The organism is Brucella sp., from assembly GCF_032066345.1.
GTDB lineage: Bacteria > Pseudomonadota > Alphaproteobacteria > Rhizobiales > Rhizobiaceae > Brucella > Brucella pseudogrignonensis.
This window is the reverse complement of the sequence record NZ_DAMBKZ010000007.1, coordinates 172,584-199,439: the sequence shown is the minus strand read 5'-3', so window position 1 is coordinate 199,439 and position 26,856 is coordinate 172,584. Positions and strand designations below refer to the sequence as shown.

Genomic DNA, 26,856 nt, shown 5'->3' with positions numbered 1-26,856 from the left:
CGCAGCAGAGCTGACCAAGACCGGAAGCGGTACCGTCACACTGACCAATGCCAATGGTTATACCGGTGGCACAACGATGAATGCAGGCACGCTGGCTGTTTCCGGCAATGGGACACTGGGTGCTGAAAGTGGCACGACCACCATCAATGGCGGCACGCTGGAACTCGGCGGTACGTCGCAGACGCAGCAGGCACTGGTTCAGTCGTCGGGCACTGTCCAGAACGGCACTGTAAATGTTGACGATTATACGCTTTCAGGCGGCACACTTGCGAGCACTGCGGTGATCAATGCAACGGACGCGATTTCTGTCAGTGCAGGACAAGTTGATGGCGTGCTGAATGGCGCAGCAGAGCTGACCAAGACCGGAAGCGGTACCGTCACACTGACCAATGCCAATAGTTACACCGGTGGCACAACAATCGAGGGTGGAGCACTCGTTGTCGGCAATGGCGCTACCGGTGGATCGATTATTGGTGACGTTGCCAATAATGGTACGCTTGTTCTTAACCGATCGGACAGAGTTGATTTTACGGGTGATATTTCGGGCACTGGCTCCCTTGTCCTTACAGGAGGTGGAGTAACCCAGCTTGGAAACAACAACCAATATGAAGGCAGCACGAACGTTGCCAGCAGTGTTGCTCTGGGAACAGCCTCAAGCTTTGGTAAGGGGAAGATTAGCAATAACGGCCTTGTTGTTTTTGGTCAGCAACAGGCTGGCGAACTGAGCAATGTCCTTGCTGGCGCGGGTTCCTTCGTGAAAGCGGGAGCCGGAGCGCTAACACTTTCTGGCGACGGCGATTTTAACGGCACATTTTATGTCGAAGAGGGAGCCGTGATTGCCAACTCTCAATTAGGTCAAAGTAATTTTGAGATCGGCAACGGTGCAATTTTGGGTGGAACAGGACGAGTTGGCAACCTAACTCTTGAAAATGGTTCTGTGCTTGCTACCGGCCAAAGCATTGGCACTTTGAATGTGACTGGGAACATTCAACAGCAAAGCGGATCTCTCTGGCAGGTCGAGGTTGCACAATCAGGTGTGAATGACAGCCTTATTGCCGGCGGAAGCGCCTCAATTGAGAACGGTTCCGTTCTGAATGTTGAAAACCTGACGGGTGAAAGATATGCACTGGATGCTTCATTCCAGGTGCTTAGTGCACAAAACGGTGTTTCGGGCACATACACGCTAACTGGTGATACTTATATCTCGACATTCTATGGATTGACCGCTGATTATAGCAATCCTAACGCTGTTGTGTTGCGCGTTTCTCAGAGCCGTTCATTTGATCAAATCAGCGGGCTAAATAAAAATCAGAATGCTGTTGCAGGTGCTCTGCAGTTCTTGGATATTAACAATCCACTGTATCAGGCAATCGGTTATTTGACTGACGAGAATGAGGCAAAACGTGCGTTCACACAATTGGGTGGTGAGATACATTCTTCTGGCCAAGCTGTTGCAATAGAAGACAGTCGTTTCGTTCGTGAAGCAGCCTTTGGACGTTTGCGCAGCAGCTTGGGAGGTATTGGAGCGGGAGAAGCGGTTAAAGACGATGGCGTTTCTTGGTGGAGCCATGGTTTCGGCTCGGGCGGACGGTTTGAAAACACAACAAACAATGGTGCGTCTGATCTTGACCGCACCATTGGTGGAGGATTTGCAGGCGTAGACGCCGCGCTTAACAATTCTTGGCGCATAGGCGCACTTGCTGGCTATAGCCATTCAAACTTCAATACACGATGGTTGGATTCAAGTGGCGAGGCGGCTGGCTATCACGTAGGTGTCTATGGCGGCGGTAAAGCCGGCATGCTCGATGTGAAGTTGGGTGCTGCCTATAGCTGGCAGGAGATTGATACCTCACGGTCTATCAGCTTCACAGGCTATACCGATGCGTTGTCCGCCAGTTATCGCAATCATGTCACGCAGGTTTATGGTGAAGTATCGCATCAATTCGATGTCATGGGTGTCGTGGCAGAGCCGTTTGCAAACTTGGCATATGTGCATCTGAATAGCGGAAGCTTTACAGAGGATGGTGGCGCGGCTGCATTGAGGGCTGATAGCAACAATTCCAGTACCGTTTTCTCAACCCTTGGTTTACGTGCGAGTTTCGCAGTGTCTGAGGATGGAGCAACAAAATTCTATGGTTCTGCTGGTTGGCGGCATGCTTATAATGATCTCAACCCTGCCGCTACTACAAGCTTTGTGGCGGGAGGAAATGTATTCTCGACTGGTGGTGTGCCGATTGCACAAGACGTTGGAGTGCTGGAGTTCGGGCTTGATCGGAAACTAAACGATGGTTTGAGCATCGGCGTCTCGTATTCTGGACAGTTTAGCAAGGGGTCCCAGGATAATGGCGCTAAGGCGCGGCTGCAGTGGAAATTCTAAGCTGTAATACATTATAGAGAGAAGCCGGAGAATGCTATTCTCCGGCACTTCTAGAGCGCTTCCGATCTTATTGGGCCAGATCAGCGCTCTAGTCATTTGTTCTTAACGCGCATCACGAAAACAGTTTTACTTTTTCGCGATGCGCTGTCATATACGAGGGGTCGCATGTTCAATCTGATGAAATCTGCCGGGGCAAGTTGCGTCATCGTCTTCGCTATCAGCTTTCCTGCTCTTGCAGCATCTGACGATGCAAATGCCGTAACCCAAACATATGACGACTGGCAGGTTGTTTGTAAGGAAGCGAGCGGAAAACGGCTTTGCGCGGCTGTTCAGCAGGTGGCCGGGCAGATTGAGGGCCAACCTAACACCAAGCAGCGCCTAATCGCCGTAGAAATCATACGTTCAGGAGATTCTGCAACGGGAAGTATGATATTGCCTTTCGGAATTAATGTGAGCAAGGGCGTCTCTTTGGGCCTCGATAAAACTCCAGAAAATGCACCGCGCATCCCATTTAAAACATGCATACCTGCCGGTTGCATCGTACCTCTTGAATTTGGTCCTCAGGCAGTAGATGCCCTTAAGAAAGCCAGCAGGATTTCCGTGGGGTTTGAAGGTGCGTCCGATCGAAGAGAGAAAACAATGGAAGTCTCTTTGAAAGGTTTTGCAGAAGCTTTTGAGAGTATCAAGTAGAACCCCATTCCTAGAGCCACCGAATATACCGTTGCAGTAAAACTCTTATCGAAGGCAGAACACTGTTCTAGACGCTTTGTCGTTGGTCGTTTCCGGTTCTCTTGCCAAGATATTTCTTAACGGACTACGATTTAAGCGAGTGGCATTCGTTGCTCGCTCAATAGTTTACGGTCGTTGAATAACAGAATTCATTTCATTATGATCTTGGATTTTTATAACATATTGAAATACAAAGATATTAAAGCTTGTTAGAAATTTTTTCAGTATGACTGACTAGAGAAGCGCAGTAGAGTTGTTGCTTAAGCGCAACGCCGGCAAGAAAGACGCAAATGCAGATTTTTTTTATTAGATAAACAATTAATTTTGTCTACTACTCCCTATTAATTGGGGTTTAGTAACCGGGATGCCTATAAGGCGTTGACCGTTCCGCCCCCGAAAATTTTCAATGGAGCCTGGGGGGCACATATGTCTATTTTTTCTAGAAATAAGAAGTCAACCTTGGCCTCAACAGCTATGCTGTTGGTCTTCGGCTTGGCTTCAACTGCTCAGGCAGATCCTATTTCAATAGTTGTAACAGACAAAGCCGCAGTCATTCACCGGGACGGCACCACAAGAATTATCACTTCTGAAGAAGTTTCAAAAGTTAAGGCTGGCACGACTGGACCGTCTAGGCGCGCCTGGGGTGTTTTGGTATCTCAGGGGGTGAGTGCGGCTAGCCATCTCGAGATTTCGGGTAAAAATGGTCCTATCAGTATTGCCACCGAAGGCGGCAAAGCGCATGGCGTTCAGGCTGGCGCAAAAGGCTCGAATGCTAACGGCCAGGACAAATCTGAAATCAGTTTGGCTGACAATATCAAGGTAGTGACGACCGGTTCACATTCAGTTGGTCTTCATGCAATCGACGGTGGAACCATTAACAGCTCCGCTGATATCGAGACATCCGGCATGAATGGCTTCGGTATCTTTGCTGAATCCTATTCGAAAATTACTCAGGACGGGGGAAATATTGTAACCACTGGTTACTATGGTCATGCGCTGATCGCTAATAATGATATTGCGAATGCTGAAGCTGGAAAAGTTACGGCCATTGGTACGGTTATCGAAACAGGTGGAGATTGGGCGCACGGTGCATTCGCGGACAATGGCGGAGCTATCTTCCTTGACGGAGCGAAAATAACAACTGAAGGCTCACGAGCTTTCGGTATCTTGGCCGCCAAGAACTCAACTGTTAGCGGCCAAGCCGCAGTATTCACGATAAATGATAAATCACACGCTGTTCAGGCTGGCGCAAACGGGTCAACAGGTGATGGTTCAGATAAGTCTGTCGTTAATTTGAATGCAGGTTCAACTGTGTCAACTGCGGGCAGTGACGCTTTTGCACTTCATGCCATCGACGGCGGAACCATTAATAGCTCCGCTGATATTAAGACATCCGGAAAGAATGGTTTCGGTATTTTTGCTGAATCGGCATCAACCATCAATCAAACTGGTGGTTCAGTAACCACGGATGGCGGATACGGCCATGGCTTAATAGCCAACGATGATCGTAAAACGACTGGCGGTAAAGTGGTCGCCACTGATGTAAAAGTTCAAACTAATAAGGATTGGTCTTATGGTGCTTTTGCAGATAATGGCGGTCACATTAAGCTGAATGGTGGAAGTGTCACTACGGGAGGCGATCGCTCATTTGGTTTGCTAGCAGGCAAAAAATCGATGATCATTTCTGATGCGGATGTTTCTACAAAAGGGTCAAAGGCTCATGGTATTCAGGCGGGTTTGAACGGCAGCACGCCACACGGCTTAGATCAATCAGTTATCACGCTTAAGAATGCTGCCAAAGTTACGACTACAGGTAATGATGCTTTTGGTCTGCATGCCATTGATGGCGGTAAAATCGACGGAACCGTTAACGTCACAACATCAGGAATTAATGGTTTCGGTGTATTTGCGGAAACGTTCTCAACCATCAATCTATCAAACTCTGTTATCGAAACCTCTGGTGCGAAAGGCTACGGGATAATTGCAAATAATGATGTATCCGGCACTGCTGGCGTCATTTTTGTAACCGATACAGTCATCAAGACCACTGGTAAGGCTGCATCAGGCGTTTTTGTAAAGGATGGCGGAACAGTATCCCTTATAGGTGGCACTGTTGCGGCCAGCGGTCTCGATGCAGCTGCACTCGAAATAAACGGATCCGGCACCTTAAATATTGAAGGTACTGTTCTTAAGAGCGCGCAAGGGCCCACGATTTTCGTTACTTTTTCTTCAGCAGAAGAGATCGCGAATGTTACATTTGGAGCCGGTACTGTTGCTGTCGATAACAATGGAATGTTAGTGAACGTTGCCCGCTATGAAGGCGGTTCAGACGCCAACATGAACATCACCTTAAAGGCTGGATCTGAAGCAAGCGGAGATATCGTCGATACGGACCAAAAAGGCTCAGGTCAGACGCACGTTAATGTCGAAGAGAATGCGAAGTTCAACGGAAAGATTTCGGGTATCCAGGACCTTAAAACTGAATCTGGTACTCAAATGTCTTTCGCTGAAGGCACGTCAATCGGCGGGAATATCGTTGCGACAGGTAGTACGTATTCCTTCCATTCGACTGGTGCACTGATTGCAGGAAACGTAGAGCTGTATTCCGGATCATCAACTGGTGGTGGAACAACGGATACCCCGATCACAGTTTCCGGGAATGTTCTTGTCGATCAAACCTCTTTTATGGGAGGCAACTGGGATATCGGTGGCGATTTGACTGCTCAAGGCACACTTCGCCCGGGCAATTCGATCGGAACTGTCACCGTTGGTGGCGATGTGACATTCGGTGCTGACTCAGTTTATGAAGTCGAGGTAGCAGGAAATGGAGCAAGTGACCGCATTGACGCAACTGGTAAGGCAAGCCTTCAGGGGGGGCGCCTTGACGTCTTCGCTTTGGACAACAAGGTCAGCTATCAGGATGGTCAGACATACACGATCCTGACTGCCGCAAATGGTATTGAGGGAACATTCTCCGAAGCCATATCTAAATCAATATTTTTGACGACTTCTTTGGACCATCAGGTCAACAAGGTCGATTTGAAAATAGGTTTGGTCGCCGATCCCATTGATGATGTCGTCTTCGAAAAAGTGGCAAAATCGAACAATGAAATTTCAACAGCCCGCGCTCTTGATAGCCTTGCTCAAGAGGGTTCCGCTTTGGAGCTTTATAATTCCATTCTGTTCCTTACAGATGAGGCTGAAGCACGCGATGCTTTCAATCAGCTTTCGGGCGATGTACATGACTCCGTCAATACTGGTTTAATTGATACAGCAAACCTGACTGCAGACGCGATTAACAATCGTCTTCGTTCCGCGTTTGACGGTGTTGGTTCACAAAACGTGCCGGTTCTGAATTTTGCTCAGTCACCAAATGGCCGTGCTCCAAAGCCTTTTGACGCAGTTAAACCGGCGTCTCTGGACTACGGTGTATGGGCCTCCGGTTTTGGTTCCTGGGTAAACCATGACGGAAATTCTAAAGCTGGTGGACTTAAGACAATCACTGGTGGTTTCCTTTCAGGTGTCGATGTTGGCCTTAACTCTGGCTGGCGTTTGGGTGTTGTTGGTGGCTATAGCCAAACGGACCTAAATGGGAAGGGCCGCAATGCTTCCGCAGACAGTGACAACTGGCATCTGGGCATTTATGGGGGCAATCAGTGGGGACCAATCGGTCTTCGTGCTGGTCTTGTTCATACCTGGCACAGCATAGACTCTTCTCGTTCGGTCTCTTACAGTGGCTTCAGTGACAGCCTCGGTGCAGATTATCATGCTAGAACGCTGCAGGCATTCGGCGAACTGGGATATCGTATAGATACAACTGTCGCTGCCTTTGAGCCTTTTGCGAATTTCTCACATGTACGCCTTCACACTGATGGCTTCACAGAGAGGGGTGGAGCGGCTGCACTTACTGTCGATGGCAACAATACAAACACAACATTCACCACGCTTGGTATGCATGCATCGGCACCACTTCCACTCGATGGTGCCAACGCGAGCCTTAAAGGTACGTTGGGATGGCGTCGCTCCTACGGTGATATAACACCTGAATCCACCCATCTCTTTGCGGGAAGCAATCCTTTCACCGTTGAAGGTGTAGCCATTGCCAGGGATGCTGCTTTGGTTGAAGCGGGATTTGATATGGCTCTTACGGATAGTGCGAAGTTTGGTTTGAGTTATGTCGGTCAGTTTGGCAGCGGAGCCAAGCAGAATGGGTTCAATGCAACTTTGAATATGAAGTTCTGATAAATAAAAGTCGCCGATTTCCCATATCGGCGGCTTGAATTTATATACCCATGATAATCTCACTTATATTGATCTTATGATAGGTAATACCTAACCTTTCTAGAGGTGGCTGATGTGCAGTGAAGTAGGAATAGAAGACGAGAGGATCGCTTCAAAAGCATTGAATGCGATCACAGAAAATCGTATTCATATCGCGGTCCAAGGAATTCATTCGACAGCTAACAGAGATTGTCTGTTTTATGGTGAGTGTCTAGCTCGTTTGGTTTCGGAGAATAATACCGTATTAAATGCTGGAGATTTTATTCCTTCTCTCGAACTTCTTAGAAAAACGCCCGTCCTTGACAGACATATGATTAAGCTCATTCTTGATGAATTAGAAGCAGATCAGCGCGCGGTTTTAGGCTGCAATATATCGACGGATAGCCTTCGGAATAAGTCAAGCTGGAATTTAATCTACAATCAGCTTCTCGCGCGTTCACACTTAGCTGATCGCTTGATCTTGGAGATTACTGAAACTCATGCTTTCGGCGACGTATTTACTGCAAATGAATTTTTATCATCCGCACGTCAACTGGGATGTCTGGTTGCCATCGACGATTTCGGCCGCGGTCAGGTGACGCCGTGGCAGCTTTTAAGAATGAAGGTCGATATTATTAAAATCGATGGAGGATTTGTGCGTGAAATAAAAGAGAACATTTCTGGCGGAAACAGTCTGAATTTTTTAATTGGTTTCGCAAAATGCGTCGCTCCAATAGTGGTAGTAGAAGGTGTGGAAACCCGGACTCATCTTATTGACGCTATGATCGCTGGGGCGACTCATACTCAGGGATACTATTTGTCACAACCAACCTTGTTAAATGCAATGGTGAGTGACTTTAGAGCGAGTTTTGACGGAACGCGTTGCAAATAATCAACTTATTGCAATCGACTATGTTAGCGCTCACGCTCTGAACTGTCATAAAGAAACGATCTATCACAACGGGTAGTTGGCAACGTGCTGGTGACTGGGATCAACTGCTCGTGTAGGTCTACCAGACTGTAACTCTAGTATCGTGGCAAATGCTAGGACTTATGCTCGTCTTCATCTGCCCCGAGCAACAGGAAAAAGAGATGCCGGTGATAGCCCTGCGGCGTTCCGGAGCGGCCTCTCGGGCATAATCCTCGAATTGTTGATGCAGAGGGCCGCCTGATCATTCTTTAATCACGGGTGATCAGGTTGGTGACTACTCGAACGTAGAGGTCTCGGTGGAGTGCGTTAATCGGGCCCACGCTACTTGAGGACAAAGGTTATGATACGTAGGCGATCCGGAGGATAGCACAGTAAGGTAAATCTTGCCCAACATTCCCCCAAATCTAACCTGCGGAACGTATTTACTGAGTGCCATGGAAACATTGCCAGAGAAATCTCGACCAGAACTTCTTCAACCGCATCAATCACTAACGTGATATTGCCACGTTAGTACTATTGGGCCCATATGCTTTTCCGAGCGTTAAGACGCCGCCTAAATTGGGGCTGCCCGAAAGAGCAACAGCCTCAAGATCCTTTATCTGACAAATGCGGGCGGTCTCCAATCACCAGAATCTAAAGTTCGGCTCATTCTTTTCTGGCAGAAACGCTTGGCGAACGCGGGAATTTGATCGGCAGATTTAGCCCATTTATAGGGTGCAGGGTTTTCGTTATGGGCTTTTATAAAGTCGTTAATGTCGGTTTCGAGTTCTGCAGATGAACGGTGTGCGCCATCCGCCGGATAGCTGTGTGCGAAAGCCCACTATGGGCCGCTGTCGAATGAATGGACCAGCGCGTGCATCTCTGGGTATAGTGTTAAACGTGCGTTCAACAACCTGAGCAACCTGCGCGTTGTAAACCCTTCGCGGTCGACCTGCACGATACTCTTCTTTTAAACCTTCAATACCATCCTGAGCAAAACGGGCGGCGCCACTTACCAACGGTATGTTCGTGAATACTCAGACGTTCGGCAACGTAATTGATGTGCAAACCCTGAGCGCACAGTAAAATCATCAGGCAACGGTCTGACAAGGAACGCGGCGCTTTATACTTACGCACCTGCGAATCAAGGAAGTTCTTATCCCGCTCACTCAGGATGACGACGGCCGCTGGCCAGCCAGTCACGATAAAACTCCTGTTACTCTGACAGAAGCCAAATAGTATGAGGCTTATTTTAGTTCCGACAGGCTAGCTGCGAAACTCTCGACTCTCAATTACAAGCGTCAGAAAGGCCTTTTGTGCCCTCTCGCCCAAGAGTTTTCGGTGGAGTAAGTGACTGAAGCTCATTAGAGTTGCTAACGCTTGCCACAAAACCCAGTTATTATGGAATGGCCCGGCCCTTTCCCCAGCGTCTGTTAAGATGCTGTCGTGTGCGAAGAAGAAAGGAACGAGCCAATGACTATTGTGATCCTCGGAGTTGATCTGGGCAAGACATCTTGTAGCGTCGTGGGTGTTGATGCAACTGGCGCGGTAGTTACTCGCAGGACGATGCGTCGTTAGACCCTAATTGATTATACCATGCGTTTATCGATCTTAAGAGCCAAGAGCAATTGGATATCCAGACACTGCATCGGGTGCATAGTCGCCTTGTTGCAGAGCGAAGGAATCTAATCATTCAGCTTCGCGCAATTCTGTTGGAACGTGGGATCATCTTCCCGGTCGGACGGAAAGAGTTCGAGATCGGCATGGATGCTCTGCTCGCAGAGAGCAACGAAATATTATCTCCACGTATGCGTCAGCTGGTTGGCGATTTGCGTGTGGAATGGAAGGGCCTCGATACGAAGATCGAAGCCTTGAATTCTGAATTTATCCAACTTGCACGCAATGATGCGGCCATGCGTAGACTGACGTGTATCCCCAGCATAGGTTTTCTCAATGCTACGGCCCTGGTGGCTACAGTGGGAGATGCAAGCAGCTTCAAGAAAGCGCGCGATCTGGGTGCCTGGCTCGGACTGGTCCCTAAACAGCACAGCACCGGCGGCACCCCCCGGCTGCTTGGAATATCAAAACGTGGCAACACTTATTTACGCACTCTGCTCATTCAGGGAACTCGCGCAGCGTTTCCGTCCCTTTCAAGTACTGACACGCCTCTGGGGCATTGGCTGAAGTCCATGATCGAGCGCGAGCGTACACCGTAACGCCGTGGTTGTAGCGTAAGCAAATAAGTTGGCGCGGATAGCATGGGCTGCATTGCGCAAGGAACTTGGCTTTAACGCAGCTACCCAGTGGCTGTGTAATAGGATCGGCTACATACAAGGAACGCGTAGCCAACGAAGTTTGCAAGAAGGATCGTGAAGATGGCCTGACAGTCGAACGGCGTTTGGAAAGCCCGGGCAAAAAATGGCACCTGTTTCCGAAGTTGTTACTGGGGCTCTAAGCGTGCGGATGTCCATCTTAGTCATGAGCTTGCTCATGAGACCGTATATGTTGACGTAGACTGATCAGAACAGCGTAAAATCCTCTTGCAACGGGGCGGGCCATACGTCTTTATTGTGGGTTCGCTTCATGAATTCAATCCTGCGTATTCTGGATCGAGACAACGCCGAGGTACCTCGTTTAAGATTTGGCCTTCGGAGTTGATGTGCTGGGATTTTGCCACCCATTGTACAACGGAAGGCATACTCCAACGATGCATGGGAATTGATTTCGGCTGTACGGGACAGCGTTTCAAACTGTCGGTAACCGCCCTCGTTGAATGTACGATGATTGCGATAAGAATGTGAAAAGCTTCCGGTATGCTGAAGTCTCTTTGGAAGATGTTTTACAAATGCTGGTTCTTAACTTCGCTTATGTGAATTTGACAATATTGGTTTCTGCGTCTTTTGTCTTTCGCCCTCTCCTACCAAGGCCCTGTTAGGCAAAATCGCACGTGCCAATTGACCAAAGCAATGGTCCTCAGAGAAGGTTGCTCCGCATTGCTGCGGAGCAACCCTGCCGATCGTCTGTGATAGTTTATGCGGCATGCTTTGCGTTGATTGACTTATCCTCAAGTGCTGAGATTTTGCCAATCTCGATCTTTCGCGGCTTCATCTCTTCAGGAATTTCCTGTACAAGATTGATCGTCAGCAGGCCTTTGTTCAAATCTGCGCCTGCAACCCTGACGTGATCAGCGAGCTGAAAGCGGTGTTCAAATGAACGTCCTGCAATCCCACGATACAAGTATTCGGCATCATCGGCCTCTTGCTTCTTGCCTGTTACGGTGACGAGATTTGACTGATAGGTGATATCGAGATCATTATCAGCGAATCCCGCAACAGCTATTGTAATAGAATAACTGTCTTCGCCGTTTTTCGTTATATCGTAAGGCGGCCAGTCACTAATGGTTCTCCCGCGCTGAGCATTTTCCAGTCGACTAAAAATTCGGTCAAAGCCCACGCTGGAGCGAAACAGCGGTGAGTAATCATGTGTTGTTGTCATAGCCACATTCTCCTTAAAGCAACATGGTTAAACAGCTGAAAGCCTCGCGTTCAGCATCAGCCCTCATTGAGCAGCCGACAGAAGAAATTTAATTAGGCTAAATGAGGTTTCAAGCCTGAGACAAAACTTTTTTATCCTCCCAAATGTGTCACCCGAGAGTATGTCTCTACACGGCTTCAACCACTACCATATTCGAAGTGTGATTTTTCTAGGTGTTTGAAAATTCAGTTCGTCCAATCTAACAAATTGATGCAAGGGAACGATTGCTGGTTCGTCCGGCCGCTGCGGATTTCGAGAGAATTGAGTCCCGTCGGAACCTGTCGATTTTGCTTGTTGATCTCCGCAAGAAGTGCAGGGCGCTCTGCCAACTTGAGGATTGCCGTACGTATCTACAGAAAATACTTCCCCAGCAGCTTCCTTGGTGAGGACATCTTCAGGCGTTTCAGAGGGGATGGCCTTTCCAGACCGCATAACGATTAGAGAAACGCAAAACAATGCTGCTTGGGTTACGTTTGGTAATGTACTCGGTACGACCAAGAGCAGAGTGGACAGGTGCATTGTCCGCTTTCGACCACCCGGAAAACACAGATCGGTGCGGCAAGCGACCATGTTTAACGACATCAACGGGGTGTGGTCATCGATGGCGTACAATACTGATTGAGTTCATTCGCATTAATTAATAAGTAAAATGCGGATCAACAGAATAAGTCGCCAATGTTTCACCTCGACTTTGTAACTCTTTATGCGGTCATTTTCCTAAAAGGCACAACAATATCAATTGTTTGGTGCGCTTTCGCGCTTAAATACCGCACCGATAGTGCCGCTCTGAATTGGTTCCAGGCCAATTTGTTGTCATTGCTCGGAGGGGCAGTCCTCATTTCCCAGGGTGCCCAGGGCCGGTTCTGGCCCGCCGTATTCGGTAATACGATCATTGTGTTTGCATTCTGCCACTACCTTATTGGGTTGCGGCGCTTCAATGATTGTGCGGGCGGGCGAATTGTAGCAATTGGGTTCTCGCTTTGCGCTTTTTTTTGCATGGTCATCTTCAAGGACCACGATCGTATCAGAAGTATTATCTATGCAACAGGACAGACAACCGTCATGGCCAGCTGTGCATATTACCTGTTTGCCAATTGGCATGGGGAGGTGGGCGCAAAAGTTTCCTCAGCAGCCTTTGTGGGCGCCTCTTTGGGACAAATACTAGTAATTATCGGCAATATTTGTGTGATTGCAAATATTATATCGTTTTCCCTTTTTTATCAGCTGGCGTCTTTCGCTTTGCTTTGCACGATATTTTGCAGCAGTGTCTGGAACCTAGGCTTCGCTATAATGATGGTCGAAAAGCTTCAGAATGGACTGAGCCGCTTGTCTGAAACGGACGAGTTGACAGGCGTGGCAAATCGAAGAGCATTCTATCGATTGTTGACGCTTGAGGAACAGAGGGCGCTCGCCTCGAACACGACATTCTCGGTTATAGTTACCGATCTTGATCAGTTCAAAGCAATCAACGACACCTATGGGCACGCAGAAGGTGACCGAGTTCTGATCGAATTTTCGCGGTTAGTCGCGGATACGGTCGGACCTCGGGATCTTGTCGCTCGCCTGGGTGGTGACGAATTCGGCATAGTTCTCCCTTCTGCAGAACGAGTTGAAGCGTTGGAGTTGGTCAACCAGATCAGAGGCAGCTTGGAAAAAAATGAGGTTGAGTTGGCAGGACAAATGATTTCGTTATCGGCGAGTATGGGGGCTGCCGAATGGGAGCCGGGAGAGCCGCTCTCTGACCTTCTCAACAAGGCCGACTCCCATTTATATGCGGATAAAAGAAGCAGAGCGCAGCAGCGCCAAATTCATTCCTTACCGGTTAAACGAGAGGGCGAGTAGATCTTTGACTGTCTTTCAATCGCGCCTTTCACGTGTGGAATTTGAGCTGAATGTTGTCTCTGGATTTCTGGATTTGGATCGAAGCTTGAATGCTTTAAGAAACAGCAAGTCTTTGTGTGAAGCATCCAGGGTGTAAGGCGCGCAACGATTTAGGGAGACGATGTTGCGAGGCTCAACAGCGGGAGGTGGAGCCTCCGCTTCTCTTTTGGTCGCAATAGCTGGCGTTTGAGCTTCTCATCGCCGGGAGTTGAATGAATTTAACCACCCCTCCGCACAAGCGCTTCTGCATCTCTTCATGAAAGATTCATCAACTGTCGTAGAGTTCGGAAGTCCGGCTGGCTAAGTTTGAGCGGCGGCGGGTGTTGAATAGACTTAAACGCGCGGCGTGCCTGTCGGGCCGATCTATTAGAAACGCCGACATTAAAAATGAGCGTCCCGCTCCTTGTCATGCCGCGACCGAGAACTATTTCATAAGCGGTTTATAGGTGAGCTAATCCGACAGTATGACGGAGGACGTTCGTATGAAAATGCAGGAAATAATCGCGGTTCTGGGGTCAACTGACGAGGTATTGGCCGCAGAGCTAACCGCAACAGGCGCGTCGGCAGCCGAGCTCGCGGAGGCTTGGGCATGGCTGAATGCGGACGAGGCCCTTGTCAATGAGGGACGGCGGCCGCCCTCCGGCAAAGTCGCCGATCTTATTGATATTCTCGAAGCTGCTGATCAGCGAGACGCGGATTAATCTATTTAGAGTTTATGCGCCATTTCGGTATTTTATCGCCACACCCGACAAGACAGAGAAGAGTGAGCCTGAGCCTCCCATTGTTGAGGAACGACAGAAGATCGAGCTTATCGGACAGAAAGGAGAATGCGATGACATGTGATCTTTTTAACAAACCCCTATCCATCCTCGTGGGCCTTGGCTTTCCGATAGAGATCAACACCGTGCAGCATGCCTATCAATATCTTTTAGAGTTGCCGCCATCATTGCGGGATTCAACCCATCATATTACTTTGCAGGCCTGTGTGGCAGCGCTCCGCGGTGAAATCGAGTCCGAGACAGCTCGTAGTCTTTTTGCCGCGTTCTCTGAGCGTCACAATCTGCTTGTAACGGAAGCGCCTGCGTCGTACAGCGCACAGAGGTCTTCGCCTAAATATCGGGTTGTGCATTGACGCTGTATCTTCTTCCGAAAGCTGTTACATGGCTTGTTTCGACGGGGGATGTTATCGAAGCCGGCAGTGCACAAGCAGCTATAACGCCATCCAGGCTAAGTGCGCTTAGGCGCAGGCCGAGCTTTCCGGGTGCCAGGCGCCAGACCGTGTGACGGATGCGACAGGACGGAAGCCGACCTGTGCCATCTCATCTGTGAAACAAGCCCTGCAGTTGCACTGACGCAATCAAAGTGTTGGATCATCAAGATGCAAGCATGGCTACGCTTGCTGTGCAACAGTTGCACTGAAGAGCCCGTCGGCAACATGTTGGCACCCTTGTGCACACCAGAACGGCTCCGGTGGCGCCCCCACCTATCGACGCGTCCAACTGCTTTTGCTTTCAATTCGACAGTGTTTGAACATTATGTCACTGGCGTTATTGTAGCCGGCGTCCTAATTCCCATCTTGGTTGTCAAGGCAACTCTCGCCCGTCATCGATCATCTCGTCCCGATTGTGGTTAAATAAGTTAATCCTGACAATGTTTCGCAGCGCCACATATGCTCGGCAAAAATCGCGTCAATATCCGTGCCCTCGAGCATGATGCTACGGCTTCTCAAGTGTGGCTTCCCGCCATCGAGAAGCCTCATAACGATCATTCTAAGAGAAATACTGGCATATTGGCACGGCTGCAGGGACAGAGCGAAGCGGTGCGCGGCGCTGTCGTCAAATCGCCTGACATAGTCGAGCAATTCTCCATCCTTCTCCTCAAACACCTCTGCGAGCTTTGCCATCGAAGCTTTATCGTTCAGCCGAATTAACTCCGCCACTTCGATCGCCAGCCGCTGAGCGGCAGCGCCATCATTCAGTCGTTCAAGGTAGGCGCTGAGCTTCATACTATCGCTCGCCTTCGCCGGAGAAAGCAGGGCAAACAGCATGAGTAGAAAATGGAACAGGATAGTTTTCACGATATGCGTGGGTCGGGATTTGACACGCGGGACTTCGATTGTAAGTTGTGATAGTTTTGGAAAGTCAACATCGTCAATTTCTAATCATGCCGCGCTTTTTCGACGATTGGAACCGATGATACGGGCACAGCAAGGGAAGGCTGACGTAGATTCCGGCGTTATTCGCATGCGGGGAAAGATATGTCTTTATCAGCTCCCAGACTGTTGATCTCTGTGCGAGAGAATAGGACAGTAGAAACATCTCTGGTGCGAAGGCTCGATGTTTTATACTGTTGTTGATCCACTCGTTTCTTCAGTTCCAAACCCGGTGAACAAAAAAGGCCAGAGCGGGCAAGAACAGGGTCGTCATTCCTTGATATTCATCCTCAGACAACAACCCCAGCGGTTGTTTGTCGCCGCTGGGGTCGGGGTGTTGGAGAGGGCTTAGGGCATGGGACCAACACCGAAAAGCAACCTATCGCCAATCCGGCTGCGATAAAAGCCTTTCGCATAAAAAAACGATAGGCAGCGAGTGAGACAACGGCTGAATAACGTGACGCTTTTATGGGTAGACTTTTCACCTGCGACACAGACATCGGTCATTGTTGGGGCGGATGCTGGCCATGAGTGAGTGACCGTATCAGATGCGTGCAGTTACCAGCGCCGCCCCATCCCGATCCAGTTCTTCGACCTGAAGCCCAATCAAAGTTTGATCCGTTAACAGAAGGCCTATCACGGAGGCATCAAGCGCTTTGGCAATCACCCCTTTGTTCGCCCAGATACGACCGCGCATAGAGTGTTCAAGCCCATCAGACGCGAGGGACACGTTATATTCAACTTCTCCCACGTTAACTCCATTGCAGATTAAATGTGCCAAGCCCGTTTGGATGAATACGCTCATCAGGTTTTCTTCCGTATAGAACTATCAACAGCGGAAACCAGTCACACTTCGTTGGAGGCAGTATGGATTGATTCCCATCATCGATAGCGTATTAATTTCACTTAGCTCATTGCGAATGCGTATCGCAGCGTGAAAGACTATTTTCAGTTACCGGGTTTTGACTGAAATCGCGATCATATTCTTTCAACCGGCTTGGCAGGCTTGCACAACGGAATCCCGAAATTCCGTGCAGGACAATATCGCACGCCCGCTGTCGCACGCGATCCACCTCTCGCAGTTGATGCAGTTTTTGAACCGCAGTCACCCATGGTGGGTTTGAGATGTTGTCGATATCAAATCTTGCCAGAATGCGACGGAGAATTGGCGGGACCCGTGCATAGACGGACGAGCATTATCATTGTCGGACCACCGGCAGCCCAGACCCCTGCATAGTGATTACGATTGCGCTTGTTCACGTGTCAGACTATTGTCCGCTATCCCCTGATACTCCTATTCAATGATCAGGAGCGTTTGAATGTGAGGAGAGATTAAAATGTCAAGATTACTGAACGAAGTCGGGGGATTTCTGACAAAAATTGCGGAATCGTCACCGCGAGATATCCAGCTTTTTGCTGAGCGACTGCACGACCATGCCGTCGAAGAGCGGATGTCCGCGTCTGATCTGCGCGTGGCTTTGCTGGAACTGGGATACAGTAGCATTGCCGATTTTTGTGATGCGGCAGGTATTCCCACCCACGTCGCCAAGCGTTGGGAAAGGTTCGGCGTTTCCTCGGAAATGCGGGCAGTATTGCTGATGATGCTGGCCCAGCGACAACAGTTCGATCAGGCAACCCGTGAGTTCGAAGCCATCACCCATGTCGGTCTTGTCGATTTCCTGCGTAGTCGCAAAGTCTAGACCGCTGGCGGCATCGCACTCATCAAGGTGATAGCGAGGTGCGGTCAATCTTGCAAAAGAGCGGCTGCCGTCTGGCTGTCGGTGATGAGCACGCTCGCTTTGACAATTTTAAGTGCGGCCTTCATCGCGGTGACCTTTGTGGGACCTCCCGCCGCGAGCACGACCCTTTCGACGCCCGCAACTGTGCTCAGTTCGATCGACATCACCCGCTGGTTGATTTCGTGATCGACGAGATGTCCATTTTCGTCGACGAAGTAACACAGAATATTGGCGACGGCACCGCAAGCCTGCAATGGGCTGATGAGGTCGGAGGGAACAATGCCATGGCGGAAAATTGTGGCATTTTCCGAGATTTCACCGACCGTCAGAAGCGCGATGTCGGCTTTTGCCGCGAGCGCCTTTAAACTTCGAAGTTCTGTCTGGCGCCACAACAAGTTGCGAAGCCCCTGTTCGTCGAGAATAACCGGTGCGGTGATCTGATAACTGTCGACCTGGTAGACTTCGGCGACTCTTGCCGCAACAACAGACGGATTTATCCAGCGTGAATGCGGAAGGCTTCCCACCAAGGCGACAACGCAAGCGTCGTTAAGTTTTCTTTGCTCTAGAAATTGAACGCAGGCGTAGAGCGTGGCACCCCCGCCGATAGCCAGGGTCATTCCATCCTGCATTTCCTGGTCAAGATAGGAAGCGACGGCGTTGCCGAGAGCCTTTTCCAGATTGCCGCCATTCTCTGGCGTGGGTACAACTATGGCGGATGAGAGGCCCCATTTTTCCTCCAGCCGACGTTCCAGTTCGACTTGTTCGGCTGTTGCGGCATTGATCCGCGTGACAACGATCCCTTCCGAGGTTGCAGCTGCAAGTGTGCGCATGATCTTGACGCGACTGACACCGAGCTGCTCGGCGATTTGTTCCTGAGTCATGCCCTCAACATAGTAGAGCCAGACGGTCTTAACTTTGAGATCAGAGGATCTCAACGGCCAGTTATTGCCTGCCATTCCTGCCGCTCGCTCCCCGGTTTTTCCGTTACAAGTCGATCTATAGCAACAATCATCCCCCTGTCGTCAACTGTTCAATTGTATTTGACAAAGAACAAATGAACACTATTATGATTGCTGAGGACGTGATTAACGTCCCGCTACAGGGAGGAACAGGAACGCCGTTTGACGTCGTTTCTAAGGGAGGAAGCAATGAAGAGAAGAATCTGGGGGATGAGAATCCTCACGGCAGGGCTTGCCAGTCTGATGATGACCGGGACCGCTTTCGCGGGAACGCTGACGCTTTACACATCGCAACCCGATGCCGATGCTGCACGTACAGTTGAAGAATTCAAGAAGCTTAATCCCGACATTGATGTTCAGGTGTACCGTTCCGGGACCAGCGATATTATGAGTAAGCTTGCTGCTGAGTTTTCAGCCGGCGCTCCGCAAGCCGATGTGCTTCTGATTGCCGACGCGGTGAGTATGGAAAGCCTGAAAGCCGATAAGCGTTTGTTGCAGTTTTCCGAGGCGAGCCTCGACGGATTTGAAGCCGGTTCATTTGATCCTGACAGATATTACTTTGGCAGCAAGCTGATCACCACGGGCATCGCCTATAACTCAGCTGCCGATCAAAAGCCCCAACATTGGTCCGATTTGGAAAAGCCGGGATATAAAGGGATGGTGGTCATGCCGAGCCCACTTTATTCGGGGGCGGCGGCTTTTCTGCTCAGTGGATTTGTCGCCAATGACAATCTAGGCTGGAAGTTTTTTGAGGCGCTCAAGGCGAATGAAGTGGTCAGCGTTCGCGGAAATGGCGCGGTGCTCAAATCAATCGCCAGCGGGGAAAAGCCCTATGGAATTCTGGTTGATTTCATGGCGCTCAATGCCAAAGCGAAAGGCTCTCCGGTCGAGTTTGTCTTTCCTGAAGAAGGGGTTCCCGCGGTCACCGAACCTGTCGCCATTCTTTCATCAAGCAAAAATCCTGAGGATGCCAAGAAATTCATTCGTTTCATCCTCTCCGATGCTGGCCAGCAACTTGCTTTGAAGCAGGGCTATTTGCCGGCTAAGACGTCGGTCGGAAAACCCGCATGGCTTCCTGACGGCTTGACTGTGAAGATCATGCCGATCGATACGCAGAAGGTTCTAAAGAACACGGATGCCGACAAATCGCGCTTCACGGGAATGTTTGGCGGCTAGGACCAGAGACAGATGGAAAAAATCGCTGTAACCAGCGGTCAGGGCCGGGACAGGGCTCTGATCGCCGTGACGATTATTGTCGTGTCGCTGCTTTCGCTTTTGCCGATGGGGCGCCTGCTTGTCGAGGTTGTGTTCCCGGCCCAAGGCACGGCGCTCGAAGCAATGAGCCGGGTCTTTTCCTCGTCTGCGACCTGGGCGGCAACCTGGAATTCGATCTATGTCGGGATTTTTGGAACCCTTTTTGCGGTGGTGCTGGGGACCAGTGTTGCTCTGCTCGTCAGCCTGACCGATATTCGCGGGCGGGCGATTTTCATCTTTCTGTATGTCACTCCGCTGCTGATCGCCCCGCAGGTGACAGCGCTTGCCTGGCTGCAATTGTTTGGTCCGGCAAGTCCCTTCCTCAAAATGATCGGAATGGCCCCGCCACTCGGATCGCGCAACCCGCTCTATTCATCCACCGGCATCATTGCGCTTCTTGGTGTTCAGTACGGGCCGCTGGTGTTTCTAATCGTCAGAGCGGGACTGCGTAAGCTCCCCCGTGAACTGATCGAAGCTGCGTTGAGCAGTGGCGCAAACAAACTGACTGTATTGCGAACGATCATTGTCCCCCTAATGGCGCCGTCGATCATCGGTGCGACCGCCCTGACTTTCGTGTCCTGTGTTGGTAATTTTGGTATTCCGGCCTTTCTGGGGATTCCCGCCAACTATCTCGTGCTGCCAACCTTGATTTACCAGCGATTGAGCGGTGGTGGACCTGCTGTTCTCAGCGATGTCGCAACATTGTCGACTTTGATCGGCGTTATCGCGATCGCGGGGATTGTCGCACAGGATTATGTTTCCCGCTGGCGCGATTACCGGATCGCCTCCACATCGCTTCCGGCCAGTCCGTTTGAACTGGGAGGTTACAGGATATGGACCGAGATCGTGATGATGCTGATTGTCGTGGCGGTGCTTCTATTGCCGATTTTTGGCCTTGTTCTGACTTCTCTCGTCAATGCCTATGGCACGCCGTTGAGATGGGAAACCCTGACATTCTCGAACTACTCCTTCATCCTGTTCGAACATGCCGCAACCAAACGCGCATTCCTCAACAGTTTTGGACTGTCGCTTGCGGCAGCATTCTTCGCAGTGCTGATCGCTGTACCTCTGGCCTATATCACAACCTGGCGTAAGCGCTGGTGGACCAGACTGTTCAATCTGACTGCTGAGCTGCCCTATGCATTGCCGGGTGTTGTTATGGCGATTGCGTCGCTGCTGCTGTTTCTAAAACCGCTACCGCTGTTGGGCTTTCATATCTACAACACGATCTGGATCATTCTCTACGCCTATCTTGCGCGCTTCTTTGTCCTTGCCCTGCGACCGACCGTGAGCGGGCTTCACCAGATTGACAGGTCGCTGGAAGAGGCAGCCCAGGTGGCGGGCGCATCATTGTTCATGCGCTTGCGGACGATCATCTTTCCCCTTGTTGCGCCGGCGACGCTTGCCGGTGGGGTTCTCATCTTTCTGACTGCGTTCAGTGAGCTGACAGTATCTGCACTCTTGTGGGCGTCAGGTTCTGAAACGATCGGTGTCGTCATTTTCTCCTTCGAACAGGGTGGCGATTCCACCTATGCCGCTGCCACGTCGATTGTAACGATCGTGGTCACAATCTTTCTCATGCTGTCGACGAACCTGTTCGCGCGGCGTCTGCCTGATGGAGTGCTGCCATGGCGGGATTGAAAATTAACGATGTCACCAAAAGCTTCGGAAACTTCGATGCGCTTTCGGATGTGACACTGGACATTAAAAATGGTGAATTTGTAGCGGTTCTTGGACCGTCAGGCTGCGGGAAAACCACCTTATTGCGTGCGATCGCGGGCTTTGAAAAGATCACCAGTGGGGCAATCCAGGTGGGTGACAATGTCATGTCAGCCGCCGACAGGCATGTCGAGCCAGAAAACCGCAGGGTCGGCATCGTGTTTCAGAACTATGCATTATGGCCGCATATGACGGTTGCAGAAAACGTCGGTTACAGCCTTCGCGTGGCACGCGTTGCAAAGCCAGAACTGGAACGCCGCGTGACGGAAGCACTCACATTGGTTGATCTCACGGGCCTTGGTGATCGGCGCCCCGCCAGTCTGTCTGGCGGCCAGCGTCAGCGCGTGGCACTTGCGCGATGTCTGGTAGCTGCGCCTTCGCTGGTCTTGTTTGATGAACCTCTCGCCAATTTGGATGTGCACCTGCGCGCTTCGATGGAGGATGAGTTTGCATCTTTCCACAAGCGCACAGGCACAACAATTGTCTACATCACCCATGATCAGGCAGAAGCCATGGCCCTGGCGGACCGAATTGCGGTGATGGACAGGGGAAAGCTTATCCAATTCGCAACGCCGCGGGAGCTTTATGAGCGACCTCAGAGCGAGATGGTGGCTTCGTTCATAGCCCATGGCATGGTGCTTCCTGCGCAAGTCATCGGTGCGGAAAAAGATGGCCAATGTGCAGTTGAGGTGTTGGGACAGAAGGCGGTCATGCGCTGCGTGCCGGGGCAGGCGGTGCAGGCTGACGCAAAAATCTGTATTCGATCGCAGAATATTGAGCTGTGCGACGATACGGGCATCGCGCTTTCGGTCAGGCGCCGCATCTATCGGGGTGGCGGCGCGCGGATTGAAGCCTGTCCGGTCAATCATCCCAGCACGGAACTCACGTTTGACCTTGCCGATGGCTTGGGTGGCCAGCAAGGCGAAACGATCCATATCGCTATCAATTCCGGCTGGGTCATTCCAGATGGAGCGTCGCGATGATGATGATTGAACTCTATGGCGGTTTTGGCGAAAAGGGTCGAACCAGCGTCGGCATCCACAGTGATCGCCGCCTTCTGTTCGATGTGGGCATCAAGGTGGGCGCAAAAGGACGGGACTATTATCCGGCCATTGCTGAACGCGATGTGGCGACGCTAGATGCGGTGTTTATCTCGCACGCCCATGAAGATCATATCGGAGGTTTGTATTGGCTTCGCGCATGCGGGTTTCAAGGTACCTTCTATATGACGCGTGAAACGCATGACGACGCGGAAGCGATGCTGAACCAATATGCTGATCCGTCGCATCGTCGGGCGCATCCATTAAAAGATGCGCGCATAAAACTGTTCACGCCGGGGCAATCCATCCGGATGGGTGAGAGCGAGATCCTATCCGGCCGTTCGGGACATGTGGCGGGCGGGGTCTGGTTTTCGGTTACGACACCATCAAAGCGTGTTGTGTATTGCGCGGATGTGGTTCCAAACAGCGAGGTTTTCGTGATGGACGCACTGCCTCGTTGTGATTTGGTCATTCTGGACGCTTCTTATGGCGGCGACCCGGTTTCTGCGGGCGATCGCATTGGTCAGATCGGAGATTTCATCGAGGCTCATAGAGGCAAGCTGGTCCTTCCGGTGCCATTATCCGGGAAGCCACTGGAGCTGATGGCGATCTTGCCCGGATCTTTTGCAATTCATCACGATATGCGCCGGTCACTGATCGCCCAGATCGGCGTCCCTGACGCAGTCTCTGCACAGACAGCAAGAAGTTTACGCCACAAACTGGAACGCGCCTTGGACTGGCGGGAAGGATCGGCTTTGCCGGACTGCCCTTTGATGACCTATGACGGCATGGGCAGTGCCGGGCCATCGATAGGCGCGCTCAGACAAGCTGTCGATGAACAGGCAGCGGTTCTGCTGACGGGGCACGTTCCCGAAAACACGCCGGCTCAGGCCCTGCTCGAACAAGGGCGGGCAACCTGGATTCGCCTTCCCACGCATCCAACCCGGTCCGAGAACCTGGCGCTGTGGCAGGCGGCTGGAAAACCCATGGCACTGGGGCATTCGTGCACATCCGAAAAACTTGAAGAACTAAAGCCCTATCTGACCACTCTTGTGACCACGGCAATGTCAGGATCGCAGCTGTCGATCTGAATGGAGATGAAATGAGAATTCTTGTTGCAAACGATGATGGCATTGACGCACCAGGCCTTGACCGGCTGGCCAGAGCTGCACGGTACCTCAGTGATGATGTTTGGGTGGTGGCCCCTGATGGCAAGCGGACCGCTGCCGGAGCATCGATCACCATCGGGCGACCGCTGACGATGGTTGAGCATACCGAGCGCCGATACGCCTGTTCAGGGACACCGGCCGACTGCGTGGTTGCGGCAATGGCCTGGCTTTTTGACGGACAGAAGAAGCCGGATCTGGTGCTGTCCGGGATCAATGACGGTCGCAATGTCGCTGAGGATCTTGCTTATTCCGGCACGTTGGGGATCGCGCGTGAGGCGACATTCTGGGGTATTCCGGCCATCGGGTTTTCGCGCGTCAAACAGGCGGCAGAAGCCGAAAGCGATACTGATTGGCTTGCCGGCTTTATCCGTCGGATATTGGCGCAGCGGGAAGCGATTTTTCTGGAAGGGCACTGGTTGAGCGTCAATCTGCCAGAGGGTCTACCTGCTGCAATCGTTCAACCCCGCATCGGTCGCGATAAAATTGGAACCCGGGCGGAAATCCTGTCGAAGAAGGGTGACAAGACAGAGATTATCGTCCCGCGTGGACGTGCGCATGCCGCGCAGGCGGGTGACGACAATGACCTGATTGATCGGGGCAATGTTTGCGTTAGTCGCTTGAACTGGTTCGGGGAGACAGTGCTTGACGCGCAGAGTTTAGCTGTCATGGGACCGAATTGAAGCTTTTGCGATGAGCAACGTCGCGCGAACCGTCTGAAGAAGGCTGTCGGAGCAGTTTTATGGAATCGACGATCGTCATAATCAACCTGTGCGGTGCGGTTGCACTGCTACTGTTTGGATTGACACAGGTGAAAGATGGCGTCCAACGGGCGTTCGGGGCCAGCTTGCGCGCCGGGCTCGCGCGCGGCACCAGTACGCGACTCCGTTCCTTTGCAGCCGGGTTTGTTGCAACGATCGGTCTTCAGAGTTCCACGGCCACTGCACTGATGGTTGCTTCCTTTGTCGAACGCGAATTTATCCAGCAAAGCATGGCGCAGATTGTACTGCTGGGCGCCAATGTTGGTACAGCGGTCACGGCGTGGATTGTCTCCACCGGGATAGAATGGATGTCGCCATTGCTCATCCTCGCCGGCATAGGCATGCAAAAGAAGGCAACGGGCAGTCGGCGCGGCGTCGGCACCATGCTGATGGGTGTCGGGCTGATGCTGCTTTCCCTGCATCTTCTTAGCATGGCGACGGAACCGGTGCGTCACTCTCCAGCCGTGGCGAGTTTCATTGCCATGCTGGACAATGCTTGGCCAATTGCGCTACTTTTTTCCGCGGCGATTGCGGTTATTTCATCATCGAGTCTGGCAGCGGTGGTGCTGATCCTGTCGCTTGCGGCAACCGGCCTTTTGCCTTCCGCCTTAATCATTGTTCTGGTTCTTGGCGCCAATCTGGGTGGCGCTGTGCCGCCGGTGATTGCTTCCCTGAGCGGCGAGGCCTCTGCAAGACGGGTCACTTTGGGCAATCTGGTTGTTCGTGCGGTTGGTTGTCTGATCGCACTGCCTTTCGCCCAATATGGCGCAGATCTCGCCGCGAGCTTATCGTTGTCACCAATAAAGCTCCCGGTCGATGCACATCTGGTGTTCAACATTGTACTTGCGATCGTCGCATGGCCGCTTGCGGGCGTGTTCTCCAAACTGATGTTTCGACTGGTTCCCCAACCTCAGCAAAATGAAACAGGCCCCCGCTTTCTTGATGGACAGCAACTGACGACGCCGGTGATGGCGTTGGCGAGCGCTACCCGCGAGGTATTGGGCATCGGTGATCTGATTGAGCGTATGCTGATGCGTGCCTCTTCGGCATTTCATAACAGCGACCCCGCTGCGGCGACGACCATTTCAGAGCTCGAACAGCGTGTTGATTTTCTGCATCAGGAGGTAAAGGTCTATCTTTCGCAACTCGGTCGCCAGGAAATGAGCGCGGAAAATCAAAGGCGATCCGCTGAGCTGATCGATTATGCGGTTAATCTGGAACATATCGGCGACATTGTCGAGAAAAGCCTGCTGCCGACACTCGCCAAGAAAGCCGCATTGGGCTTGACGTTTTCAGAGGACGGATTTGGGGAGCTGACCCATCTCTTCGATCTGACGGTCGACAATCTCCGGACCGCCCAAACCATCATTGCGACTCGAGATTTCAACCTCGCGAAGCGTTTGATGGAGATCAAGATCGAAGTACGGCGCATGGAGAAGCTTTCCTCCGAACAGCATCTGGCAAGGCTTCGTGATGGAAGGATCGAGAGCCTTCGGACAAGCTCCATCCATCTCGATATGTTGCGTGATCTCAAACGCATCAATGCGCATATCGTGTCCGTTGCTTATCCGATAATGGAGGAAGCCGGGCTGTTGAGTGATAGTCGGGTCGTTTCCGCGTAGCGACACTTTATCGGATGAAATTCGTGAGCATCAACCGCCCACCTCATCGCGGTAGCACAGGGAGGACGGTTGAGGTCGCATCGCAAATGCCGTTCTAAAGCCGTATCGATGTGAAATAGCGGCCATTCAACATCGCATCCTGCAAGCAAAGCGTCCGGGGGGCACCCATCCCGTCAGGAATGGGGGTCTCCAGCAATTCCCGGAAAAGCTGGCCCGCCAGCGCGGCCATCCCCATCGCTTCGTTGAGATAAACCCGCGGCTTTGATTGCGCGTGTCGCATCGTGCCTCATACTGACATCCTGCCAATAACCGTTAAAGTGATCAGTGGTCTCGAACGGTGCTCGGACGCGGCTCAGCCTGCATCCGAAAGGGCTGGTGCCACGCATTGCCAACTTCGACGAATAGAGCATCCAGCTCATCGAGCGCCTGAGATTGCAGATCGACGCGACGGCCGATCCTGCATTGCAAGCACTTGAGAAGGAGTTTACCACCTATACCGGTCGGCCGCGCGGCAATGATGGGCCTTATGATGCGGCTGCTAACATCGCCGTACGACTACGACTCAGGATAGATGGCTACTTGCTATCCTTCATCATCACCGTCACTGTGTCCGGCACGCCGCTCAACGCCACGCTTGCGGAATTGGCGGTTGTATCCTTCTGTCCGGCGGACACGTAGACGGAGGAGCTCCTGTGCCGGTTGACAGCAGGCTGCAAATAGCAATGCGAGCAAGTGCGCTTAAAGACAATGTAT

Annotated in this window: 20 protein-coding genes and 1 pseudogene; 16 read left to right on the top strand and 5 right to left on the bottom strand. The window is 51.4% G+C overall.

What is annotated here, in order from left to right:
* The 4 genes from RT142_RS11470 to RT142_RS11455 form a co-directional block, all read left to right on the top strand.
* Window positions 1-2,377, top strand: a 2,377-nt coding sequence (locus tag RT142_RS11470; protein ID WP_313028684.1) for an autotransporter domain-containing protein, incomplete at its 5' end; no start/stop codon positions are given.
* A 165-nt stretch (window positions 2,378-2,542) separates the two neighbouring features.
* Complete coding sequence (locus tag RT142_RS11465) at window positions 2,543-3,067, top strand: invasion associated locus B family protein (protein ID WP_007881475.1); 525 nt, start codon at window positions 2,543-2,545, stop codon at window positions 3,065-3,067.
* Between the two features lie 465 nt (window positions 3,068-3,532).
* The gene (locus tag RT142_RS11460) at window positions 3,533-7,348 is read left to right on the top strand and encodes an autotransporter domain-containing protein (protein ID WP_171380414.1); all 3,816 of its coding nucleotides are present in this window, start codon (window positions 3,533-3,535) and stop codon (window positions 7,346-7,348) included.
* A gap of 112 nt (window positions 7,349-7,460) precedes the next feature.
* Window positions 7,461-8,258, top strand: coding sequence for an EAL domain-containing protein (locus tag RT142_RS11455; RefSeq protein WP_007881472.1), 798 nt, complete (start codon window positions 7,461-7,463; stop codon window positions 8,256-8,258).
* A 996-nt stretch (window positions 8,259-9,254) separates the two neighbouring features.
* On the opposite strand, the gene RT142_RS24385 is transcribed toward RT142_RS11455, so the two are convergent.
* Complete coding sequence (locus RT142_RS24385; RefSeq protein ID WP_374891542.1) at window positions 9,255-9,413, bottom strand: helix-turn-helix domain-containing protein; 159 nt, start codon at window positions 9,411-9,413, stop codon at window positions 9,255-9,257.
* A gap of 336 nt (window positions 9,414-9,749) precedes the next feature.
* Here RT142_RS24385 and RT142_RS11450 point away from each other — a divergent pair.
* Window positions 9,750-10,511 (top strand): annotated as a pseudogene (locus RT142_RS11450) (IS110 family transposase).
* Window positions 10,512-11,306: 795 nt separating this feature from the next.
* Here the strand turns inward: RT142_RS11450 and RT142_RS11445 are convergent.
* Window positions 11,307-11,771 carry an Hsp20 family protein gene (locus RT142_RS11445; RefSeq protein ID WP_007881466.1) on the bottom strand — a complete coding sequence of 155 codons (465 nt, stop codon included), beginning with the start codon at window positions 11,769-11,771 and terminating at the stop codon, window positions 11,307-11,309.
* Between the two features lie 714 nt (window positions 11,772-12,485).
* Between RT142_RS11445 and RT142_RS11440 the strand changes: the two genes are divergently transcribed.
* From RT142_RS11440 to RT142_RS11430, 3 genes are all read left to right on the top strand, one after another.
* On the top strand, window positions 12,486-13,652 hold the full coding sequence (locus RT142_RS11440) for a GGDEF domain-containing protein (RefSeq protein WP_007881465.1): 1,167 nt from the start codon (window positions 12,486-12,488) through the stop codon (window positions 13,650-13,652).
* A 521-nt stretch (window positions 13,653-14,173) separates the two neighbouring features.
* Window positions 14,174-14,392 carry a hypothetical protein gene (locus RT142_RS11435; RefSeq protein ID WP_007881460.1) on the top strand — a complete coding sequence of 73 codons (219 nt, stop codon included), beginning with the start codon at window positions 14,174-14,176 and terminating at the stop codon, window positions 14,390-14,392.
* A gap of 131 nt (window positions 14,393-14,523) precedes the next feature.
* A complete protein-coding gene (locus RT142_RS11430; RefSeq protein ID WP_007881459.1) occupies window positions 14,524-14,823 on the top strand; it encodes a DUF982 domain-containing protein in 300 nt (99 codons plus the stop codon).
* A 477-nt stretch (window positions 14,824-15,300) separates the two neighbouring features.
* Here RT142_RS11430 and RT142_RS11425 read toward each other — a convergent pair whose 3' ends face one another.
* Entirely contained in the window at window positions 15,301-15,696 is a 396-nt protein-coding gene (locus RT142_RS11425) for a hypothetical protein (RefSeq protein ID WP_313028679.1), read from the bottom strand.
* 691 nt (window positions 15,697-16,387) lie between these two features.
* Entirely contained in the window at window positions 16,388-16,648 is a 261-nt protein-coding gene (locus RT142_RS11420) for a hypothetical protein (protein WP_007881455.1), read from the bottom strand.
* A gap of 532 nt (window positions 16,649-17,180) precedes the next feature.
* On the opposite strand from RT142_RS11420, the gene RT142_RS11415 reads away from it, so the two are divergent.
* Window positions 17,181-17,543 (top strand): hypothetical protein, encoded by a 363-nt coding sequence (locus RT142_RS11415; protein ID WP_007881453.1) that lies wholly within the window; start codon window positions 17,181-17,183, stop codon window positions 17,541-17,543.
* Window positions 17,544-17,587: 44 nt separating this feature from the next.
* On the opposite strand, the gene RT142_RS11410 is transcribed toward RT142_RS11415, so the two are convergent.
* Entirely contained in the window at window positions 17,588-18,538 is a 951-nt protein-coding gene (locus RT142_RS11410) for a sugar-binding transcriptional regulator (RefSeq protein ID WP_007881451.1), read from the bottom strand.
* Between the two features lie 213 nt (window positions 18,539-18,751).
* Between RT142_RS11410 and RT142_RS11405 the strand changes: the two genes are divergently transcribed.
* The 7 genes from RT142_RS11405 to RT142_RS11375 all read left to right on the top strand — a co-directional run bounded on the left by RT142_RS11405 (window position 18,752) and on the right by RT142_RS11375 (window position 26,781).
* On the top strand, window positions 18,752-19,717 hold the full coding sequence (locus tag RT142_RS11405) for an ABC transporter substrate-binding protein (protein ID WP_094544158.1): 966 nt from the start codon (window positions 18,752-18,754) through the stop codon (window positions 19,715-19,717).
* A 12-nt stretch (window positions 19,718-19,729) separates the two neighbouring features.
* The gene (locus RT142_RS11400; RefSeq protein ID WP_094544157.1) at window positions 19,730-21,436 is read left to right on the top strand and encodes an ABC transporter permease; all 1,707 of its coding nucleotides are present in this window, start codon (window positions 19,730-19,732) and stop codon (window positions 21,434-21,436) included.
* Complete coding sequence (locus tag RT142_RS11395) at window positions 21,424-22,497, top strand: ABC transporter ATP-binding protein (RefSeq protein WP_313028677.1); 1,074 nt, start codon at window positions 21,424-21,426, stop codon at window positions 22,495-22,497. Before RT142_RS11400 ends, RT142_RS11395 begins: the two co-directional genes overlap by 13 nt.
* On the top strand, window positions 22,494-23,645 hold the full coding sequence (locus RT142_RS11390; protein WP_094544156.1) for an MBL fold metallo-hydrolase: 1,152 nt from the start codon (window positions 22,494-22,496) through the stop codon (window positions 23,643-23,645). Before RT142_RS11395 ends, RT142_RS11390 begins: the two co-directional genes overlap by 4 nt.
* Before the next feature lie 11 nt (window positions 23,646-23,656).
* Window positions 23,657-24,403 (top strand): 5'/3'-nucleotidase SurE, encoded by a 747-nt coding sequence (gene surE / locus RT142_RS11385; protein ID WP_007881436.1) that lies wholly within the window; start codon window positions 23,657-23,659, stop codon window positions 24,401-24,403.
* A gap of 59 nt (window positions 24,404-24,462) precedes the next feature.
* Window positions 24,463-26,103 (top strand): Na/Pi cotransporter family protein, encoded by a 1,641-nt coding sequence (locus tag RT142_RS11380; RefSeq protein ID WP_094544155.1) that lies wholly within the window; start codon window positions 24,463-24,465, stop codon window positions 26,101-26,103.
* A gap of 432 nt (window positions 26,104-26,535) precedes the next feature.
* Entirely contained in the window at window positions 26,536-26,781 is a 246-nt protein-coding gene (locus RT142_RS11375) for a hypothetical protein (RefSeq protein WP_007881430.1), read from the top strand.
* Window positions 26,782-26,856: the final 75 nt, after the last annotated feature.

Excerpts from the sequence above, each read along its gene's own strand:
- RT142_RS11430 (WP_007881459.1), top strand. The coding sequence starts at position 14,524 with ATGACATGTGATCTTTTTAACAAACCCCTATCCATCCTCGTGGGCCTT.
- surE (WP_007881436.1), top strand. The coding sequence starts at position 23,657 with ATGAGAATTCTTGTTGCAAACGATGATGGCATTGACGCACCAGGCCTT.
- RT142_RS11415 (WP_007881453.1), top strand. The coding sequence starts at position 17,181 with ATGTCAAGATTACTGAACGAAGTCGGGGGATTTCTGACAAAAATTGCG.
- RT142_RS11400 (WP_094544157.1), top strand. The coding sequence starts at position 19,730 with ATGGAAAAAATCGCTGTAACCAGCGGTCAGGGCCGGGACAGGGCTCTG.
- RT142_RS11390 (WP_094544156.1), top strand. The coding sequence starts at position 22,494 with ATGATGATGATTGAACTCTATGGCGGTTTTGGCGAAAAGGGTCGAACC.
- RT142_RS11465 (WP_007881475.1), top strand. The coding sequence starts at position 2,543 with ATGTTCAATCTGATGAAATCTGCCGGGGCAAGTTGCGTCATCGTCTTC.
- RT142_RS11440 (WP_007881465.1), top strand. The coding sequence starts at position 12,486 with ATGTTTCACCTCGACTTTGTAACTCTTTATGCGGTCATTTTCCTAAAA.
- RT142_RS11435 (WP_007881460.1), top strand. The coding sequence starts at position 14,174 with ATGAAAATGCAGGAAATAATCGCGGTTCTGGGGTCAACTGACGAGGTA.
- RT142_RS11425 (WP_313028679.1), bottom strand. The coding sequence starts at position 15,696 with ATGAAGCTCAGCGCCTACCTTGAACGACTGAATGATGGCGCTGCCGCT.
- RT142_RS11380 (WP_094544155.1), top strand. The coding sequence starts at position 24,463 with ATGGAATCGACGATCGTCATAATCAACCTGTGCGGTGCGGTTGCACTG.
- RT142_RS11405 (WP_094544158.1), top strand. The coding sequence starts at position 18,752 with ATGAGAATCCTCACGGCAGGGCTTGCCAGTCTGATGATGACCGGGACC.
- RT142_RS11460 (WP_171380414.1), top strand. The coding sequence starts at position 3,533 with ATGTCTATTTTTTCTAGAAATAAGAAGTCAACCTTGGCCTCAACAGCT.
- RT142_RS11420 (WP_007881455.1), bottom strand. The coding sequence starts at position 16,648 with ATGAGCGTATTCATCCAAACGGGCTTGGCACATTTAATCTGCAATGGA.
- RT142_RS11410 (WP_007881451.1), bottom strand. The coding sequence starts at position 18,538 with ATGGCAGGCAATAACTGGCCGTTGAGATCCTCTGATCTCAAAGTTAAG.
- RT142_RS11455 (WP_007881472.1), top strand. The coding sequence starts at position 7,461 with ATGTGCAGTGAAGTAGGAATAGAAGACGAGAGGATCGCTTCAAAAGCA.
- RT142_RS11445 (WP_007881466.1), bottom strand. The coding sequence starts at position 11,771 with ATGACAACAACACATGATTACTCACCGCTGTTTCGCTCCAGCGTGGGC.
- RT142_RS11395 (WP_313028677.1), top strand. The coding sequence starts at position 21,424 with ATGGCGGGATTGAAAATTAACGATGTCACCAAAAGCTTCGGAAACTTC.